The organism is Candidatus Phycorickettsia trachydisci, assembly GCF_003015145.1.
Lineage (GTDB): Bacteria > Pseudomonadota > Alphaproteobacteria > Rickettsiales > Rickettsiaceae > Phycorickettsia > Phycorickettsia trachydisci.
In genome coordinates this window covers 1,013,353-1,031,948 of the sequence record NZ_CP027845.1, presented here as the reverse complement: position 1 = coordinate 1,031,948, position 18,596 = coordinate 1,013,353, and the positions used below count along the sequence as shown (strand labels likewise).

The 18,596-nt window shown below is 34.2% G+C and carries 10 protein-coding genes and 1 tRNA gene; 5 read left to right on the top strand and 6 right to left on the bottom strand.

From position 1 onward, the window contains the following. Positions 1-3: 3 nt before the first annotated feature. Entirely contained in the window at positions 4-2,601 is a 2,598-nt protein-coding gene (locus tag phytr_RS04505; RefSeq protein ID WP_106874685.1) for a sodium:solute symporter family transporter, read from the bottom strand. 263 nt (positions 2,602-2,864) lie between these two features. Here phytr_RS04505 and elbB point away from each other — a divergent pair, with 263 nt between their 5' ends. Then, entirely contained in the window at positions 2,865-3,521 is a 657-nt protein-coding gene (gene elbB / locus phytr_RS04500) for an isoprenoid biosynthesis glyoxalase ElbB (protein ID WP_106874684.1), read from the top strand. Positions 3,522-3,525: 4 nt separating this feature from the next. Here elbB and phytr_RS04495 read toward each other — a convergent pair whose 3' ends face one another. Beyond that, positions 3,526-4,032 carry a hypothetical protein gene (locus tag phytr_RS04495; protein WP_106874683.1) on the bottom strand — a complete coding sequence of 169 codons (507 nt, stop codon included), beginning with the start codon at positions 4,030-4,032 and terminating at the stop codon, positions 3,526-3,528. 253 nt (positions 4,033-4,285) lie between these two features. Between phytr_RS04495 and phytr_RS04490 the strand changes: the two genes are divergently transcribed. After that, the gene (locus phytr_RS04490; protein WP_106874682.1) at positions 4,286-9,748 is read left to right on the top strand and encodes an ankyrin repeat domain-containing protein; all 5,463 of its coding nucleotides are present in this window, start codon (positions 4,286-4,288) and stop codon (positions 9,746-9,748) included. 156 nt (positions 9,749-9,904) lie between these two features. Here the strand turns inward: phytr_RS04490 and phytr_RS04485 are convergent, their stop codons facing one another. Further along, entirely contained in the window at positions 9,905-11,479 is a 1,575-nt protein-coding gene (locus tag phytr_RS04485) for an ankyrin repeat domain-containing protein (protein ID WP_106874681.1), read from the bottom strand. Positions 11,480-11,786: 307 nt separating this feature from the next. Between phytr_RS04485 and phytr_RS04480 the strand changes: the two genes are divergently transcribed. Both phytr_RS04480 and phytr_RS04475 read left to right on the top strand, forming a co-directional pair. After that, positions 11,787-13,115, top strand: a complete 1,329-nt coding sequence (locus tag phytr_RS04480; protein ID WP_106874680.1) for an ankyrin repeat domain-containing protein — start codon at positions 11,787-11,789, stop codon at positions 13,113-13,115. Positions 13,116-13,294: 179 nt separating this feature from the next. Continuing rightward, positions 13,295-14,437 (top strand): hypothetical protein, encoded by a 1,143-nt coding sequence (locus tag phytr_RS04475; RefSeq protein WP_106874679.1) that lies wholly within the window; start codon positions 13,295-13,297, stop codon positions 14,435-14,437. A gap of 221 nt (positions 14,438-14,658) precedes the next feature. Here phytr_RS04475 and phytr_RS04470 read toward each other — a convergent pair whose 3' ends face one another. Then, the gene (locus phytr_RS04470) at positions 14,659-15,492 is read right to left on the bottom strand and encodes a hypothetical protein (RefSeq protein WP_106874678.1); all 834 of its coding nucleotides are present in this window, start codon (positions 15,490-15,492) and stop codon (positions 14,659-14,661) included. 310 nt (positions 15,493-15,802) lie between these two features. Between phytr_RS04470 and phytr_RS04465 the strand changes: the two genes are divergently transcribed. After that, positions 15,803-15,889, top strand: a tRNA-Leu gene (locus tag phytr_RS04465). A gap of 114 nt (positions 15,890-16,003) precedes the next feature. Here the strand turns inward: phytr_RS04465 and phytr_RS04460 are convergent. Together phytr_RS04460 and phytr_RS04455 are read right to left on the bottom strand one after the other, a co-directional pair. Next, a complete protein-coding gene (locus phytr_RS04460; RefSeq protein ID WP_158706865.1) occupies positions 16,004-16,873 on the bottom strand; it encodes a sensor histidine kinase in 870 nt (289 codons plus the stop codon). Between the two features lie 25 nt (positions 16,874-16,898). Beyond that, positions 16,899-18,581: a sodium:solute symporter family protein gene (locus phytr_RS04455; RefSeq protein WP_106874676.1), complete on the bottom strand. Its 1,683-nt coding sequence runs from the start codon at positions 18,579-18,581 to the stop codon at positions 16,899-16,901. Between the last annotated feature and the right edge of the window lie 15 nt (positions 18,582-18,596).

Sequence of the window (18,596 nt, the reverse complement as noted above, 5' to 3'; positions counted from 1 at the left end):
TTTTTAAGCTATTTTTATACGTAGACTTAAAGACTTAGTGCCTAGCTTTTCTAAGCTAATATTAATGATCCCTTTAGAACAGTTTACAATTGCATTTATAATTAAATTGTCGATCATTTGTTCTAAATATGATCTATCGCCAATAATTTTGATATTTTTATCTATACTTAAAACAAATTCTCTCTTGGAATCCTCTTCTTCATATAGATTACGGCAAATCTTGAGTCGCTCACTAATAAGACCAGCAAAGTTAATTTCTTCGTTCGCAAATTCAAGATTTGGAGCCGTCAATTTACTTAGGTTTGCAATATTTGATTCAAAATTTTCTAAACGCACAAAACTTTTTAGTATTATTTTAGCAGCCTCTTGTTTTTCAGTACCACTTAGGCCGTCATAAAAATCAAATAGCATCTGAGATATAAATATAATATCGTTCAGAGGCTTATGCCGTCTTGTTTGCACGTTATTTTCAACGTTTAAAAGAGATAACGTTCTCATCATTTCTTCTTCTTTGGCTAAAATCTTTCTTCTTAAATAATTAACCCTTGAAGTAAGAAGCGTTTCTTGTTCTTGTTTTGGTTTGATAAATACTATTAACAAGCCACTGGTTAGCACTAGCAAATACATTATTTGTAATTTGATAGCATCACTACTTAAGGATAGGATGCTTGGGAAATTGTGCTTTGTTAAGAGAAATGTCGACAAGATCCCGGATGTAGTCATCGTGATTGCCCATTGCCATCTAACTAGCATTGCCACAATAATAATACTTATTGTTAAAAGCATTACGTGGAATGGATCAAAACTACTTAACATCGTCAGAAGGAATCCTGTACAAATTAGTCCATAAAAAGCAACTATATTCCAAGCAATATGCGCTATTGCTTCTTTTTCTTTTAAATAGTTGGGCCACAAGGGATAGCTGAGCAACGCAGTCGCTGGAAGTAAAACCGATGGAGTAATAAATTGGAATAAACCAGGAAAGCTTAATTTAGTATAGTAATCGATGGTTGCTATGTTGGCATACAAAGATATACAACAAAATAGTCCTGTGTAAATATACATTAACTGATTATTAGGACTGTTTTTCTCTATAAATTTTGAAAGGTTAAAACCCCTAAGAGAAGTAATGAATCTTTGTATTTTTTCACTTCTTTCTTCTCTTATAGCAATTAAAGGAGCCAGATCCTTGATACCAACCCAACCTCCTTCTTGTTTTAAAAGATAGTGGCTAGCAAACAAGAATGTCATGTTAGCAATCATGCCAGGTATTATGCTTGGTATGTATTGGATACCCAAAAGTTGTCCCCATATAAGTACCGTAATAGCCCCAGCAATCATACCAATTAATACCGCCTTGCCACTACTGCGAAAACCAAAAATAGCTAGTAAAAAAGGCACTGTGACTATTGGCATATAGAATGTATTTGCAGCTATTAAGTTTCGTATTAAGCTATATCCCTGTCCTATACCACTTGATAAGGCTAACTTAATAGATACCAGTACTAAAATAGCTGACGTAATACGCATTCCTAGCAATTCTCGCGTAATTTTTATTCCTAAAGGCTTACAAAAATCGTGCACAAACAATACTGAGGCTGAGTTATTATAGGAGTCTGCAGTAGAGATGATCATAGCCATAATACCAGCTAAAATAAATCCTCTCAAACCTGGATAAGATTGCTCAAAAATAATAAATTTCACTACATTTGTAGGTGCTAGATCTGGGTGAGAAGCGAAAGTTAAGAGACTTACAAAATCTATGGATAAAATGATAAAAAGCCAAATAAATCCAGCAATCACAAAAGATTTAGTAATTTGTTTTGTATCTTTGGCAATGGCAATCCTTTGGAAAAAAGCCGGCCCAACACTAGGTATACCATTAAATAAAAACAAACATGCATAATATAAAGATTTGGAGTTAGTGAAATTAAATACTTCACCAAAGCTGAAAAATTTCCTTGTAACCTCGGGACTTGCTAAGATACTCGTTACATGCGTCTTGTCAAAGATAAAAAACGCTAACGTAGGAACCATTGTAGCAAAAGTAACAAGCTGTATTACGTCAGTAAATGTTACGGACCTTACACCTCCCCATGTTGAGTAAAGACCCATAATGATGCCGCCTATGATAACTCCATATTCTATTGGACAATTAAACGAGTAAGAGAAAATTAAACCAGCAACTTGTAACTGAGCCGCAATAATACCAGCAGCCATTGCTAAACCAGCTATAGCAGTAATAATCCTAACATATTTACCATATAAACTACCCATGGCTTCTGCTATGGATAATTTATCCAAGAACTCCGACATGCGGGGAGCTAGGATTATACCTATTGAAAACATGCAAATAACGTCTGCACAATCACTAAAGATTTGATATAAGCCATTTTTATATGTCTCTTCCACCATACCGAAAAATGCATTTCCGCTAGCCCAAGTAGCAACAATCGTAGCTGCAATAGTTGCTGTAGTAAAATTTTTATTACCTATCGCGTATTCTCTAATAGTTCTAACACCATAGCTTGAAAACAAACCTATTAACACGCTAGTGAGCAAAAATCCTATAAAAATTATCGAATCAATATTAAAGTTCATGTTATTGACTTGGTATATGATTGTATTTTAAAGCAATTTTAACGGCTAAAGTCATTAAGATATCTGGCCAATAATAAGTTATATATTTTATTATATATCATTCGTGTTTATTGATAAACTAAAAAAAATATAAAATTTAATACTTATTGTTATATCCAAATGACAAGGCCTAAATAACCCTTGGCAAAACAAAATTATTTATCAAATATGGATTATTTCATTTTTATATAATAGTATTTAATTAAAACCATGTTTATAGTTCTATGACAAAAGTAGCTGTAGTAATCTCCGGGTGCGGATTTCTCGATGGAGCTGAAATTTATGAATCAGTATTTACATTACTTGAGTTAGATAGGCATAATGCTCAGGTCAAAATTTTTGCGCCGAATTTAAAGCAAACTCGTGTAGTTGATCATTTAACCAATCAAGAAATGAGTCAAGAACGTAATGTATTGGTTGAATCTGCGCGTATTGCTCGTAGCAAAATTCAGCCATTAGATCAGTTAAATGTCAAAGAATTTGATGCATTGATCTTACCAGGAGGATATGGTGCTGCCATTAACTTATCTGATGTGGCATCTAAAAATGCCAGCGCTCACGTTATTGATAGCCTGAAAGCAACAATTCATGAATTTAATACTACCTCCAAACCTATCGGTGCTATGTGTATCGCTCCAGCGTTGTTAGCAATTGCATTTAAAAACACAACCCAAATTAAAATTACTCTAGGTGATAGTAATCCGCTTATATCTCAAGCAGGTGCATTAGAAGAAACATGCAAAGCTGAAGACGTAGTAGTAGATGCGACAAATAAAATTGTTACAACACCAGCTTTCATGCTGAATGCTTCTTTAACCAAGATACATCTCGGTATTAGCAAACTAGTGAGCAAAGTATTAGAGATGTCTAAACACTCTTAAAGTTTTAGGATTCATGACTTACTTCATTATCTTGGTTACCTATAGTACCTATACTATTATTTGTAGCTGGAGTTTCGTGATTATCTTCTTCTCCACTGCAATTTTCTTGCAAAGTCGTCATTAGATCAAGATGTCTCATCAAAAGATAAGTCTCTTCATCTCCTAATATTCTTACCACCTCTCTTGGATCTTCATCGGTAACCATTGCAACATTACTAAAATCACTGCATTCTGACTTTCCCGGTTCTTCGGAAGATAAATTCCCAGAAGTAATATCTTTTAGGAGTTTCTTTTGATATTCTACAATCTTAGCCAGCTCCTCTGGAGTTACTTGAGATGGGGCCTGCAAGCATTTGAGCATTAATTCTTTAGACACAATTCCTTCTGACTCCTGACTTAAGAACTCAGATAGTATCAATTTCTTTTCCTGATTTAATCCTCGAAAATCTTTACTAAACTCATTGATTAATTTTAAAAGCGGTTTATCAATTGAGGTTTGATTAGAATTCATTTTTTATACCATTTGTTGATTATACCTTATATCTTATAATTCTAAATAAACTTAACAACAATCAGTTTTTGCAAAATAATCCTGTAAATAGATATATAATTAGATATCACGCCCTTAACTTCTAAGCTTTTCATACATTTTGATTGATGTACTAAAAATCACCTTAACAGGTAATATATTAGGAAATATTTTTTAAAAAACTTTGTATTACTAAGTAATGAGTTATTATAGTTACGAAATAATACTTTAAAATATGACAGACAATTGCGCATTATTACTCAACGCAGCTTTAGAAAATAACCTAGACAAAATAAAATCTTGCGTAGAACAAGATTGCTTGCCCCTTGATGCTGCTCTTGACGATGAAGGAAAAACAATTTTACACATAGCTGTACAAAAGGGATACCTTGAGTTAGTGGAATATATTGTAGAAAAAACTCCTCAATTAATTTTAAAAGCAGATAAGGAAGGTAATTATCCCTTACATTATGCTGCAGAAAATGGTTATGCCGAAATAACTCTTGCTATTTTACAAGCAGACAGAATGGCTATTAACCTTTTAAACAAAAAAAATCATACACCCTTCAAGGTAGCTGTAGATAAAAAGGATATTGATATAGTTGCGATAATATTAAGAGAATGTGGGTCTATATTTAGGGTAAATCCTTTAGATGTAGCAATAGAAAACGATGACGGTCAGATGATAACAAAAATTATAGAAATCTGCCCAGAATTACTCGATAGAAAAGATCAAGAAGGAAACGCACCCTTACACCCAGCCATAAATAAAGCTAAGGCTGTATCAGTAAAGGGAATTCTAGAAGCAAACCCCAAAGCGATATTTTCTAAAAATAAAGACGAATCAACACCTTTAAGTCCGATATTACGAGAAGAATCTCAAGATGTCGGTGAAATCCTTGAAGAGTCAGATGTTACAGAGTGGGAGTTGTCAGAAATTCCAAAAGCTAACCTAACTGATACAGAGAAAACAGAAGCGATAAGGGTCATCTTAGAAACTCATCCCCAAATCATTCAAGTTAGGAATGAAGGGGGAAAAACACTCGCGCACACGGTTGTGACAGGACAAAATACTGCTTGTCGTAAACTTGCGACCGAAATATTTAAAAAATATCCCGAAGCTAAATTTCAACAAGACAATCAAGGCAACACTCCATTACATATAGCTATACAAAATAATAATACACAAGTAGCCAAAACAATAATTGAGCAAGGCATCGACATCCTTGAAATATACAATAAAGCAGGTAAAAATCCATTACATATAGCCACAGAGTCTTATAATTACGAAATAGTAAAATTAATCTTAGAAGTTGCAAGCTTTGAACTTGTTAAAAAAGGTACTAGTAATGCCGAGAGAGTAAATTGTTTACACATTGCTGCACAGCTAGGATACGATGACATAGTAGAATTAATTTTATCTAAACATCAGAGCCTTCTCTACACACAAACTGCCACAACCAAATCTACAGCTTTGCACCTTGCTGCTTTATATGATCATTTAGAAGTAATAAAAGTTATCTTAAGGAAAAGTCAGGATGCTATAAAATTAAAGGATAAAGATGGTCTGACTCCTCTTGATCTGGCTATTAAAGAAGATAATTTAAGTACAATAAAATCTATTTTAAAATATTGTAAAGAAGCTCCTAGCATTCAAAACACTTTGGTACAAACAGCTGCTCACAGCGCTGTAATGTTTAATAAACTTAAGGCATTAAAATTAATATTAGGATCATATCCTCAAACGTGTGATTCAGCAGTGAAAATTAAAGACTCAAATGGTTGGACTCTATTACATCATGGAGCAGCTCAAGGACATTTAGCAATCGTAAAGCATCTCGTGAAGGAGAAAGCTCAAATTGATGATATAACTTCTCAGCAAAATTCGCCCCTACATCTAGCTGCATGCTTTGGTCACAATGATGTTGTGGATCACCTTTGTTCAATGGGGGCTGATATTAATTTGAAAAATCAAGATGGTAAAACCCCAATAGATAATGCCATAGAAAATGGACATCCTCAAGTAGTGAGAACTATATTAAAAGAAAGCTTAAAGAATGATCTCTATTTTATAGCCAACTCCAGCAAGGATATATTAGCTAAGTCCATAAAAAGCGGACACCTTGAAGTAGTAAAAAGCATATTAGAAGAAATTTTAAAAAATGATCCCGGTTTTATAGCCAACTTTGGGGGAGAATTATTGGCTAGAGCAATAGAAAGTGGACAAGTGGGGATAGTATATTACCTCATTGCACATAAAAATATTATTCACCTTAAAGCTATGCATTTAGCAATTAAGTCAGGGCATTTGAACGTGATAGAACTACTTAAAGAATATGGTTATGAAATCGACTTAACAAACTTAAATGGATATACTTCAGCACACTTAGCTGCAGAAAACGGAAAATTACACGTCTTAACTTATCTTGTTACACAAGATCCAGGTATTATTAATGTTAAAGATAGTAACCTTAACTCCATCCTACATTCAGCTGCAGTTAGCGAAGACTTAAAAACAATACAATATTTGGTCAAACGAGGTCTAGACATAACGGCTTCAAATGTGAAAGGCTTTACTCCATTGCATCTTGCAGCTATTTTTGGACGTACAAATATAGTGCAATTCTTAACTCAACAAAAACAGTTTGCCGGTAATCTCGACATCAAAGATAGTCAAGGTGATACGCCTTTAAGTTTAGCAGTCAGAAATGCTCATTTAAAGTTAGTGAAGATGCTTTTAAAACAAGGCGCCAACCCCAATGCTCAAAATAATGCAGGCTATAGGCTTATTCACTTAGCAGTTATTAGCAATTCAACCGAAATGCTCAATTATTTATCTGACCAAGGGCTAAGGTTAGATATCTTATCAGAAGATGGTTTACTACCATTACACCTAGCTGCCATCGAGGGCAAAGTAAAAATGATCCAGCTTTTCCGTAAGAAAGGTCTAGATATTAATCAGGTTGATAATGAAGGGCTTACACCTTTTGATTTAGCGGTGAAAAATGGCCAATTAGAATTAGTTAAGTGGTATTTAAAAGAGTGCAACGATCTAAACATAAGTAGCTATAATGATCATCCTGAAAGCTTAATAGAAAAATCATCAACAGAATTTATACAACTACCATTAAATAAGAAGAGCGATAACTCTATACAAAACACACCCTTGCATTTAGCCGCACAAAAAGGCTATTTACATGCAGTTAAATTGTTGATAGAAAGAGGGGCTGCGATTAATGAATTTAATAAAGATAAAAATACACCTTTACATTTAGCTGTACAAAATGGACATGTCACAGTCGTTCAAGAACTTTTGAGTAAAGAAGCCAATACTCAATTACGAAATAAAGCCGGTCAAACACCTTTAGATTTAGCCAAAGCAGAAGGTAAACAAGAAATAGTTGATTTATTAACTATTCCTCAAACCTCTTCGCAAGAACTAATATACGAAACCTCACCTCATAAAATTAAAAAGAATAAGACGCAAAAAAGTACTCAAAGTTTAGTCAATAAAGAAGTTATTGAATTAAAAACAATATCGGAGAATGCTATAGACATAAAGACTTCACAACAAAATATAGACAATACATTGGATGCTCAAGGTAACTCACCTTTGCATGTAGCAGCGATGCAAGGTAATACAGAAAAATTAAAACAACTGTTAGATGAATCAGAGACGAGATCTCAAATAAATGCTCAAAACAAAGATGGCTCTACTCCATTACACCTAGCTGTCCAAAATGGTCATCTCAATGCCTTAGATACTCTTTTGAAATATAGCGCAGAAAATAAGCAAAACAAAAAAGGAAATAATCCTTTACATTTTGCTGCTAAAAGTGGCAATCTGGAAATTGCAAAATTACTCTTAGCAAACGGCGCCGAAGTTAAAGTTACCAACAAAAGTGGTAATAGCCCACTACATTTAGCATCTCACAAGGGTCACCAAGAGTTAGTAATATTATTCCTAGAAAATGGCGCCGAAATTAACTTACCAAATAACAATGGAAATAACGCTTTACATTTAGCTGCGCAAAATGGATACATAAAAGTAGTTGAATCGCTGCTAGAAAATGGTATTGATACCGCAGCTCTTAATAAAGAATCTAAAACGGCCTTAAAGATTGCTATCGAATCTGGGCATCAGGAAATAGTTGCAATACTCCAAAATAGCATAGATACCCTAGCAGAAAAAGCTAATAAACAAGAAATACTAGAGTCAAAAGAGGCATTTTCAAAAGGAATCAAACACGAAATAACCTCTAATTTACATCAAGCTAATGTGACATCCGCACCCTCGAAGATGCATATGGAAAGACCAGTCGACCAAGCAATAAGAAGAGGTGCAACACTAAAAGAGTCGGCATTTGATTTATTTAAACGCGGGATTGACCTACATTATGCGGCAAAGATTAGTTATCTAGATGCTATAGATACAATTTTAAAAGTAGGGGCTGATATTAATGCTTTGAACATCCATGGTCAAACACCATTATATTTAGCCATATTTTATGACAAATATCATTCAGCGCAAAAACTTCTCAAAAATGGAGCTAAGGTAGAAGCATTGTACCCTCATGGATTTAATCTTTTGCACTTGGCAATACACCTTGATAAATCAAAATATTTTATTAAACTGTTAATCGATCATACCACCAATATTGAAGCTCAAGATACTGCGGGCAATACCGCTGGACACCTTGCTACCTCAAAAGGAAGAGGAGATATATTAAGTTTAATATTAGCTAATAAAGCGGATATAAATGCTAAAAATAAACATGGCGACACATGGCTCCACGTAGCTATGATCTATGGGTATAAAAATTTAATAAATTTACTTTTAGACGAAGGAGCTGATATTCATGCCTTAAATTTTCAGGGACAAACTCCTTTATCCCTAGCAGTATCTTACAACAAGATGGGAATGGTAACAGAATTAATTAAGAAAGGCGCCAAAGCTGAACTAATGGACCTATATAAATCTATAGCTTTTTGTATGCCTGAAAATTTCATTATATCACTAGTAAATACATTAGATGATGTTAATGTTAAGGGTAAGGACGGATATACTTTTGGACACATTGCTTCATTATATGGACTTCAAAAGGTTTTAGATTTCTTATTAGATAAAGGTGCCAATATACACTCTTTAAATGATTTTGGTCATACATGGCTTCATATGGCTACTGTGGGAGGACAAAATAGTACTATACAATTCCTACTAGCAAGAGGAGCTAAAGAGAAAGCCAAAGATTTTGCCGGCAACACTCCTTTACATTATGCAAAAACGGGAGAAACCGTAAAACTATTGATTGAAAGTGGCGCAGATTACTCAGCATATAGTAGGAAAAAATTGACACCATTAGACCAAGCCATTTTAAATTCTTCACCCGAAGTTATTGCAGAACTTATAAAATATAAGCCCCAGCAACCTAAAGACTATCGTGACTATGGGTCCCTATATAATACGTCACAAGATAGATCGCCCATAATCTCAAAAAGTAAAAAAATCTTTCAAAAAAGCAAACAAGACAATGCTGCTACTAAATCGGTTGTCCAGTTTATGAAATCAGATGAAACATCCCTAAAACCAGGGGGAATTACATTAGATGAATCTCATACCTCTAACGATAAAGCTTACGCACATACAGACGAAGGAGAAGTAAAAAGTTTAGGCGAGGAACTGGATATCAATACGTAATTAATTGCACAGGGCACAATTAACTATTACAGCTTATTCTAGGGGGGGCTGCCAATCTTTTTTCTGTTATTGCTAGTTCTATATGCTAGTTAAAAACCTCTTGGGTTATGGGATACAATATTTTATTCATAAAATACCTAAAAATCATCCCACCTTCTATCTTTTAGGTGATTTTGATCTATCTTTTCGTCCTTGTTCTTTTTGTTGTTGTAACCTATCTTGACGAGAAAGGCCTCCAGTTTGAGTTGGACTAGGAGAGCGACTTCTGGTAGGTGCAGCGCCTCCACCTTCAAATCTATTTTGCCAACGATTTGGTGAGGTTGGCTCTCTTGAGCTTTCACGTGCATGATTTGTTGGGGAATTCAACCTAGATTCCTGCGCTCCTCCACCATGAGCGGCACCTTCTCTATGTAACCCTTGATTACTATTCGCAGTTCTTGTTAGATTTTTATTAGATGGCTTCTGATTTTTAGAAGGAGTGGTATGTGTTGGATTTTGAGATGCTATTCTAGTAGGGGCAGCTCCTCCTTCTTCCTCTCGAACTGCTGCGAACAGTCCTTGACGTATCCTGTTAAGTTCATCGGGAGCTAAATAAGAAGTCAATTCCAATAACAAATTATCGTCGCGTTTGGTGGTAAAGTCTTTGTATATATGATCTCTGATTGATACTGTGGAAAGATTCTCGGGATCGATGCCTCCATCCATTGATCCAATTATGCTCCTTATATATGGAAGATTATCTTCTTGTAAACTTTTGAGGTGATTTTTAATGTCTTGATTTTCAGGATAGACTAATTGCATTTCCAGTAAGGTATCATGAATTCTTCTATATCTATTAAGTGATACGGATCTACTTCGCTGGCTTTTTATACTCAGTAAAGCTACTGGTTTTAAATCCTCTAAGGCTATATCTAATCCTTTTATAACCCGCTTCTTTACATTTTGTGATAGAGTTGTGTCTTGCTCAACAGAATGTCTTAAGTTGCGCAACCCTCTCCACATCATCTCTACAGGTAAACGGCGGGTACTATAAATTTGCCTCAATACTTCCGTATCTATTAAGCTTTCAAGAATCATTCCGCGCAGCGTTACAGGAGAATTTAAAAGGCCTAAGACTGCACCATATCTTGCATGCATTAGGGCAAAACGCAAATGGTCTGGTATATCTTGGTTTCTTATAGCACTTCTATTATTTATGTCTAATGTATTAACATCAGCACCTCTTTCAAGTAAAAGATTTACTATATTAGGGTCAGTTGCAACGTTTGAAAGATGTAAAGGGGTTCTACCCCTCTCATCTAAAGCTCCAATAGCAGCTCCTCCTTCAACTAAAGCGCTTACTATATATGGGTTATTACGCTCAACTGCAATGTGTAATGCCGTCGAACCAGCTGTATTTCTTGCTTGAATATCTGCTCCTATAGCAATTAAGTTATTCATCAAGTCTCTGTTACCGTATATTGCAGCTAAAAGCAAAGCTGTATTACCACCTGGATATCTTGCTTCAATATCTGCTCCCTTTTCAACTAGAGCTCGAATTAGTTCCAAGACTCTTCCTTGATTACCTGGACGAAGAGAGAGAGTTACAGCAAGGTCTAGAGGTGTTAGATTACGCCGTCCTTTTTCATTAATATTTATGTCTGTTTCCTCTCGAACCATCCGTATCGCTTCATCTATTCTCCCGCTTGTTAAATGATCAAATAATTCATTAAATTTTTCTTCTGGTGTCATAGCATATAAATTTCAGGCTTTTATAGTATTTATAAACCTTTTAGAAAATATATTCTTGTACAATATAATAGTTTTAATAAAAACGTTTGATAATGCTTTGTAAATATCACAATTCTATATCTTAGATATTGTATTAGTAAGATATCTGGTAAGTATTTAAAAGCAGATGACTGTTGTTAATCGATAACAGTACGTACTTCTTATATTAATCTCAAATTATAATGGATGTAGAAGGTGTGTAAAATTTTAGTACCAGTAGATAGCAGATATGCTACAATTCACTTAATCATTAATTAAATTTCAATTTATGCCAAACGTCAGCGAAATATATTCAGCTATTAAGGATGATGATATGGACGCTGTCAGATCTCTATTAAAACAGGGAGTTGATATCAATTCTAAAGATTCTGAAGGATTTACACCTTTAATGTATTCTGTAATGCGAGGATCTAGGCCTTTTCGGGATGTCAAAATAGAAGAGCCGTTAATAGACGTATCTCAAACCGTGGAGACATTAATTAATCTTGGCGCTAATCCTCAAGATATAGATAAATCAGGTCTTTCGTCATTAGGTATATCTTTACAAGAAGGACAATTTAATGCTATAAGGGTTTTGTTACAAAATGGAGCATTTAATCCTGATAATGAGGATTATCATGAGTTGTTACGTTTAATTGCTGGGTTTTATGACTATGAAATCCGACATATGCCAGAGGCGCGCTCTTCAATGCTCAAGAATTTAAATGACGCAACCAATTGGTTAATAGCATATGGTGCATCAATAATGCAATCTAATACCTCACTTAATTATATAATTGACCATCAATGCAAATCTACATTGATGGGTTGTACTCAAAACCCTATAATCATGCTTACCTCTTTAGCAAATGTTTTATTTGAATGTGAAAAAGTGATCAAATCCGAAGCAAATCTAGAATTTACTTTGGCATATGAAGTCTCCGAAAGCTTGAAGTTACATAATTTATTTATCATGATTCAAAAAGCAAAAGATAATCCAGCGGAGTTAAATAAAGTATTAGATCTTGATTATTTATATCTCCCTATCGAAGAACCCACATTAGCACAAGCCTTGCAATACGAAGGTTTTGACGAAGTACCTAGATTGCCAATCGATACTGTCGGAAATTTCGTCAGAGAAGAAATGCAAAATGCACAAAACCTAAAAAGTATGTTCATTTTGCTTTTAGAAGTAGAAAGAATGCATAATAGTCTTTTAAAATTAGAAAAATTAGACACGAATATAAATAGCTTATTAAGTGAGTTAAGTGATTTGGATACTTTAAGTTTAATACAATATGTAAAAGCAGTTTTAGCAGAAAAAAAGGGAAAATATTTAATTAAATGGTCTACTCAAAATGACGCCCCCTCTCAAACTGACAGTAGTTTAAAAATACCAAATGACGTAATAAGTAATATTGCTGAGTTCTTACCTCACAAGATTTTTGGTATTGTAGCAGCGTCTGGCAAAAATGCCCTATCTCAAATATGTGTAGGTATTATGAACAATGCTCTTGGAAATGATATCCCCGAAACCTCTACTGCGCATAGTGATATAGAATCTTTTAATGACTCAGAATTACAAGATATTACAGGAAAATTAGCAGAGCAGTTATAAGCAATTCTATTAAGTACTGTGACCTATAAATGCACTATAAATAATAGTTTATAGTTATCATTCTTAATATTATAAACCTTAACTTTTGTGTAACAATCTAAGATTTTAATTAAAAACATTTGACATTGATTATAAAAATTGTCATTATACGAATTATATAACTTTAATATTTCTTTTTTATGAGCAGTATTATTAGAGTAGAATCTGGATTAAGAAGTTCCTCAGCAATTGATCCCAGAGATAACGATTTGGTTCAAAACGATTCATTAAGTAATATATCTTTCAAAAACTCTTTCGATTCTAGTAATCTAAACCACCTATCCTCATCACAAATCTCTGATGATTCTCTAACTCAAGTGATTACTCCTGCAGATTCAGAAGAATCAAATGCTGGTTGGACTAATTCTGTAGGATGGGTCCACGATAAGTTAGCGCCCACAGGAAAATTACTATACCAAGCGGGTAAAAAATTACCTATATTAACTTTAAACGGACTGAATATAATTTACGAATACAAGCAACTTACAAAACACAAAGACGCTCTAGATAAAAATATATTTCCTTCTATCCCAGAGCCTCCAAAAGCAAAATATGAAATAGCATCATGGGTTTCTCCCAGCGCTTGGTATACATATTGGACCCAAAGCAATAATCAAAGTACATATACCTCCGGCTCTTCTAATATAATGCAAAATCCTTTCGAGTATCTCAAAGATGTAGCATCCGATAGAATCAATACGGCAGCTGATAATTTTCAGAAGATGAATCCGATAGAGCTAGGTCAAATTGGCTCTAGTCTAATTAACTTAGGTCATGGTGTATACAATCGGAATTGGCTGCAAGCTGGTGTTGAAGTTTTTAGCATAGGAAAAAAAACTTTCTTTAAGAAAAAAGATCCTAATGAAAAATTCAAAGAGATTAAACTAACAGAACACATAGATGGTTTTACAGCACTTAATTTGGCTAACCATATATCTGATGGAGCTGATTCATTCTATAAAATTTATAAATCAACCCAAAACATTTTAGGTGCTTATTCAGATCTTTCTCCTTTGGCATCAGAAGCATATCTTGGCATTAAGGATTTATCAAAAACAACAGCAACTAAAGCTTATGATAAAGGTACGGAAGTTTATGATATCCTCAAAGATGGTATAAAAACTGGCAGTATGTACGATGCAGCTCAAGAGTTATTAATCGGGGAGTATGATTCAATTAGTCAAGAGTTTGAAATACCAAACTATTATCATGATGATTTATTAGCGACAACCTCTGGAAACCTAGAACCTTGGGAACATATGTATGGAGTGAGTGGGGCTTAATTAAGTATAGGAATTAATGATATAAATGAGTTAACGACCACATTTGGAGTCTCATGATGCAAAATATCATACTCTTCAAGGCTCTACCGATGAGGAATAAAATAGTAAACTCTATATTAAACAGTAATGTAGAGCGGGTAAATTATCTTAATAATAGTTATTTATATTGGATAATCAAAGCCCTATTTTTAAAACATTTAATTACTGCTGATAAACTGACTTTATTGCGCAACGTCGAAAAAGTTTATATCTCCTATTATTGACGGATCCAAAATTTCTGTCAAATAATCATCATCTAAGCTAAAATAGCATGCTTGCTCTGGTTGCTCTTCAGGCTTAATACATGGATTAGCCTCTATGAGCTTATTCAATTGTTTTTCAAGTTTGCAGTATTTTTGTTCGGTCTGCGTTATAAGTTTTTGTAACCCCACACATTCTTTTTGAGCTGACGTGAAAGATTGTTTTGCTTTGTCTAGAAAATGTTGTAAGGATTGAGCATCCTCCTTTTCTTTAGATTCTTCTTTACGTAACTTATTGAGTAATGATTCCATTTCGTATATATTGTTACAATTTTCAACAAACGAATCTAATTGAGTTATAATTTGCAAAACGCGATCTTGTAGTGTTTGGTCTATTTGCCAAATGAGTGAACTGTTTGATACAATTTGCCTGTCATTTACTATTTGTGGCGATAATGCTCTCAGTGTGTCTAGGACTTCTTGCCACGTGAACTGAACAGGACTTTGTATATAAAAATCTCTCGGAAGTGCCTCTTCTGTCTCATGGAGTTTTAACTCAGTCTGCTCAATTCGAGATTGATAAAGTTTTATCTGTTCATTTGTTATAGATAAAAGCCCTCGGGCAGTTAAAATATCATCTCCTGTATCCCAATTTTGCTCCGCTACTTTTAATTGGCATTCTTTTTTGCGTAAATCTGAATCAAGATGGTTTAATTTTTTATATAAGCCATCCAAATCTAACTTTATCTTTTTAACTTTTGCTTCTACCGTAAATTTATCAGAATTTTGCGATCTTTTTCTTTTGTGCCCAGCCATAATATTTATTTGAAACAATATTTTAATCTACCTATGTCATAACATATTAAGCAACTTTTTATAACATGTTTTGATCAAGTTATAAAGAACTTAATTTCAAGTTAATAGATTATATATCAACAGCATGTTAGCTGGCATTTGCAGCTGCCTTTATCTGAATGTCAAATATATAGTTTACTTCCCTTGTTAAGGTCATAGCCAAGCCCATAAGATCAATTGGCTTTGATTAAAGTCAAAATGACATAGTGCTTAAGGTATTTAATATTTAATCTTGATATTCTGGTAAAAACTAAGTATTATTGTGCGTGATGCCCGCGTGATGGAATGGTAGACATAACGGACTTAAAATCCGTGGGACCTTGTGTCCTTGCCGGTTCAAGTCCGGCCGCGGGTACCATTCCTTTAAGATACTTCTTCTTCCTGGCTTCCTTCTATCGGAATTGCAAAAAAGAACGTTGCCCCTGGTTTATCATAATTATTTTCTGCTCTGATATATCGCAAAACGCTGGACCTAAATCCTAATATAAAGCCTTAAAGAATTAGGTCCAAACTTTTCTAAATGAATTGTTATAGTTTTCGAAGTGCAGTACATAATGGCATTGATAATCAAATTATCAACCATTTGCTCAAAATAAAACCTATCGCCTAGTATTTTAACGTTTTCTGAGATATTTAGAATAAAATTCTTCTCATTTCCCTCCTCCTCATAAAGCTTACGACAAATTCTCAAACGATCCTGAATGAGGTAAGTAAAATCTATCTCTTCCTTCCTTAAGCTGACATCATCCCGAGCAAGTGCATCAATGTTTGCAAGATTAGCCTCAAAATTTTCAAGCCTCATAACACTCCTCAAAATCAGCCTCGCAGTCTCTTTTTGTTCTTCATGACTTAAATTCTCATAAAAATCAAAAAACATATGGGCTATAGACATATTATCCCCATCTTTTTCATAATATTGATCCAAATTCTGAACCTTAGAATTTGATGACATGGCTTGTATCATACATGCTTCATAAGACAAAATCTTACTTTTGAGATGTTTAATCCTTGCCATCGCTAATGTCCGACCTTCTTGTTTGGGCTTCAGGAATATGAGAAGCAGGCTACTCATCAATAGCAATATGTAGGTAATTTGTAGTTTTATAGACCCTTGATTAGCAGCAATTAGTTCATAAAAATGGTAATTACTAAAACGCCATGCAACAAGAATGCCCCCTAGTATCATAGTTAAAGCCCATTGCCATCTGACCAAAAGAGCTATTACTATCAAATTAACCATCAAGATCATTACTTGAGGAGAGGCAAAATTACTGGCTATGGCAAACATAAATCCGACAAAGACCAAGCTATAAAATACAGCAATATTCCAAATTACCCTCACTATCGTTTCTTGGCTTTTTAAGGAATCACGGCCAGACAGGATACAGAAACAAAGACGTTGCCATACAAAGAACTATCGGCACTGCAACTTCGAAGAACTTACCAAATGTATGATCGTAATTAACGGTAATTAGGTTTAAGTAAAAGGATAGGAAGCAGAAAAAGCCTGTATAGACGTACATAACCTCGCTATTAGGACTATTTTTTTCTAGAGGCTTGACGAAGTCGAAGTTTATTATGGAATGAAAGAATTGACCAAGCTTGAAACTTCTTTGCTGCTTGATAGCAATGAGGGCTTCTTTGTCTTTTATACCAACCCATCCTCCTGGTTGGCCTGTGAGGTAGTGGGTGCCAAAGAGGAAAATTATGCTTGCTATTATTCCTGGTATAAAGCTATCTATTGTTGAGTCTGAAAAAAGTACTTTCCAAAGAAATATAGTTATCAATGATCCTGTCATTGCAAATAATACAGATTTTTCGGAGCTTCTAAAACCGAAAATTGCAAAAATGAAAGGAATACTGACCACTGGTAAATATAGTCCATAAATAGATATCATTAAATTTAGGATGCTACTGACTTTTAAAGCAATGAATATTGCTATTAGACCCGATACTATAGATGCAAGTCTAGCAATTAAAAGCTCGTTTTTAGAATTAATAATTTTTAAAGGTTTACAAAGATCGTGTGCAAAGATTATAGATATTGAATTTATTAAAGAATCAGAGCTAGACATAAGCATAGCCATAATACCTACAGCAACCATACCCTTAAAACCATCATAATGAGTGTAATGATTAATTATATACCGTACCAGATCATCAGGATTTACATTGGGATTATCACTATACACTAATATCGTTAGTCCAATTGCTACACATTGTACTAATAAACAAAGTAGTCCAGCTATTTTAAATGATTTTACTACTTGTCCTACACTACTTCCCATGGATATTCTTTGAAATATTGTGGGCTGAAATTCTGGAATTATAAATACCATACACATAGCAAGCATTTCATAAAATCCAGGATTATTAAGATTAAAAGCAAGTTTATAGTCAAAAAGTGGACTAGTAGTAATAGTATTCCATACCATTGTACCATTGCCTTCACCTAATGCTTGCCAAACAACTATAGTAATTATGGGCATCACGCAACCAAATGTAAAAAATTGGATAATATCAGTGAAAGTTACCGCTCTAATTCCCCCCAAGGTAGAATAGGTAATTACTATAACCGCACTCATGATGGTTGCATATTCACCAGAGGTGCCAAAAATAAGTTCCATAATTTTGGCTGCAACCTTAAACTGCACAGCTAATGAACCTATTGATCTAATTAAGCTAAATGCCACTGTGGCCATCCTACTTCTTTGACCGAATAACTCCCCCATACTTTCAGCTATAGATATTTTACCTAGAAATTCTCCCATACGTGGAGCAAAAATCCATCCAATAAAAAATAATAAGGATGCGTCTATAGCTGCTGGTATTAGAAAATAGATCCCTCTACGATAAGTTTCAATTATTCCATACGAAACAAATGAACTTCCAACCCAAGTTGCAATTAATGTAGCCACCATTGTTGCTGTAGAAAAATCCCTATTGCCAATCGCGTATTCTGAAATGTTGGTGACTTTTTTACTGCTGATTATTCCAAGAAAAAGGCTCAAAATGAGGAAAGCTGAAAAAAGAACTAAGTCTAAGTTCATTGTAAAAATTGTTTA

Coding starts and splice junctions, on each gene's coding strand:
- phytr_RS04505 (WP_106874685.1), bottom strand. CDS start 2,601: ATGAACTTTAATATTGATTCGATAATTTTTATAGGATTTTTGCTCACT.
- elbB (WP_106874684.1), top strand. CDS start 2,865: ATGACAAAAGTAGCTGTAGTAATCTCCGGGTGCGGATTTCTCGATGGA.
- phytr_RS04495 (WP_106874683.1), bottom strand. CDS start 4,032: ATGAATTCTAATCAAACCTCAATTGATAAACCGCTTTTAAAATTAATC.
- phytr_RS04490 (WP_106874682.1), top strand. CDS start 4,286: ATGACAGACAATTGCGCATTATTACTCAACGCAGCTTTAGAAAATAAC.
- phytr_RS04485 (WP_106874681.1), bottom strand. CDS start 11,479: ATGACACCAGAAGAAAAATTTAATGAATTATTTGATCATTTAACAAGC.
- phytr_RS04480 (WP_106874680.1), top strand. CDS start 11,787: ATGCCAAACGTCAGCGAAATATATTCAGCTATTAAGGATGATGATATG.
- phytr_RS04475 (WP_106874679.1), top strand. CDS start 13,295: ATGAGCAGTATTATTAGAGTAGAATCTGGATTAAGAAGTTCCTCAGCA.
- phytr_RS04470 (WP_106874678.1), bottom strand. CDS start 15,492: ATGGCTGGGCACAAAAGAAAAAGATCGCAAAATTCTGATAAATTTACG.
- phytr_RS04455 (WP_106874676.1), bottom strand. CDS start 18,581: ATGAACTTAGACTTAGTTCTTTTTTCAGCTTTCCTCATTTTGAGCCTT.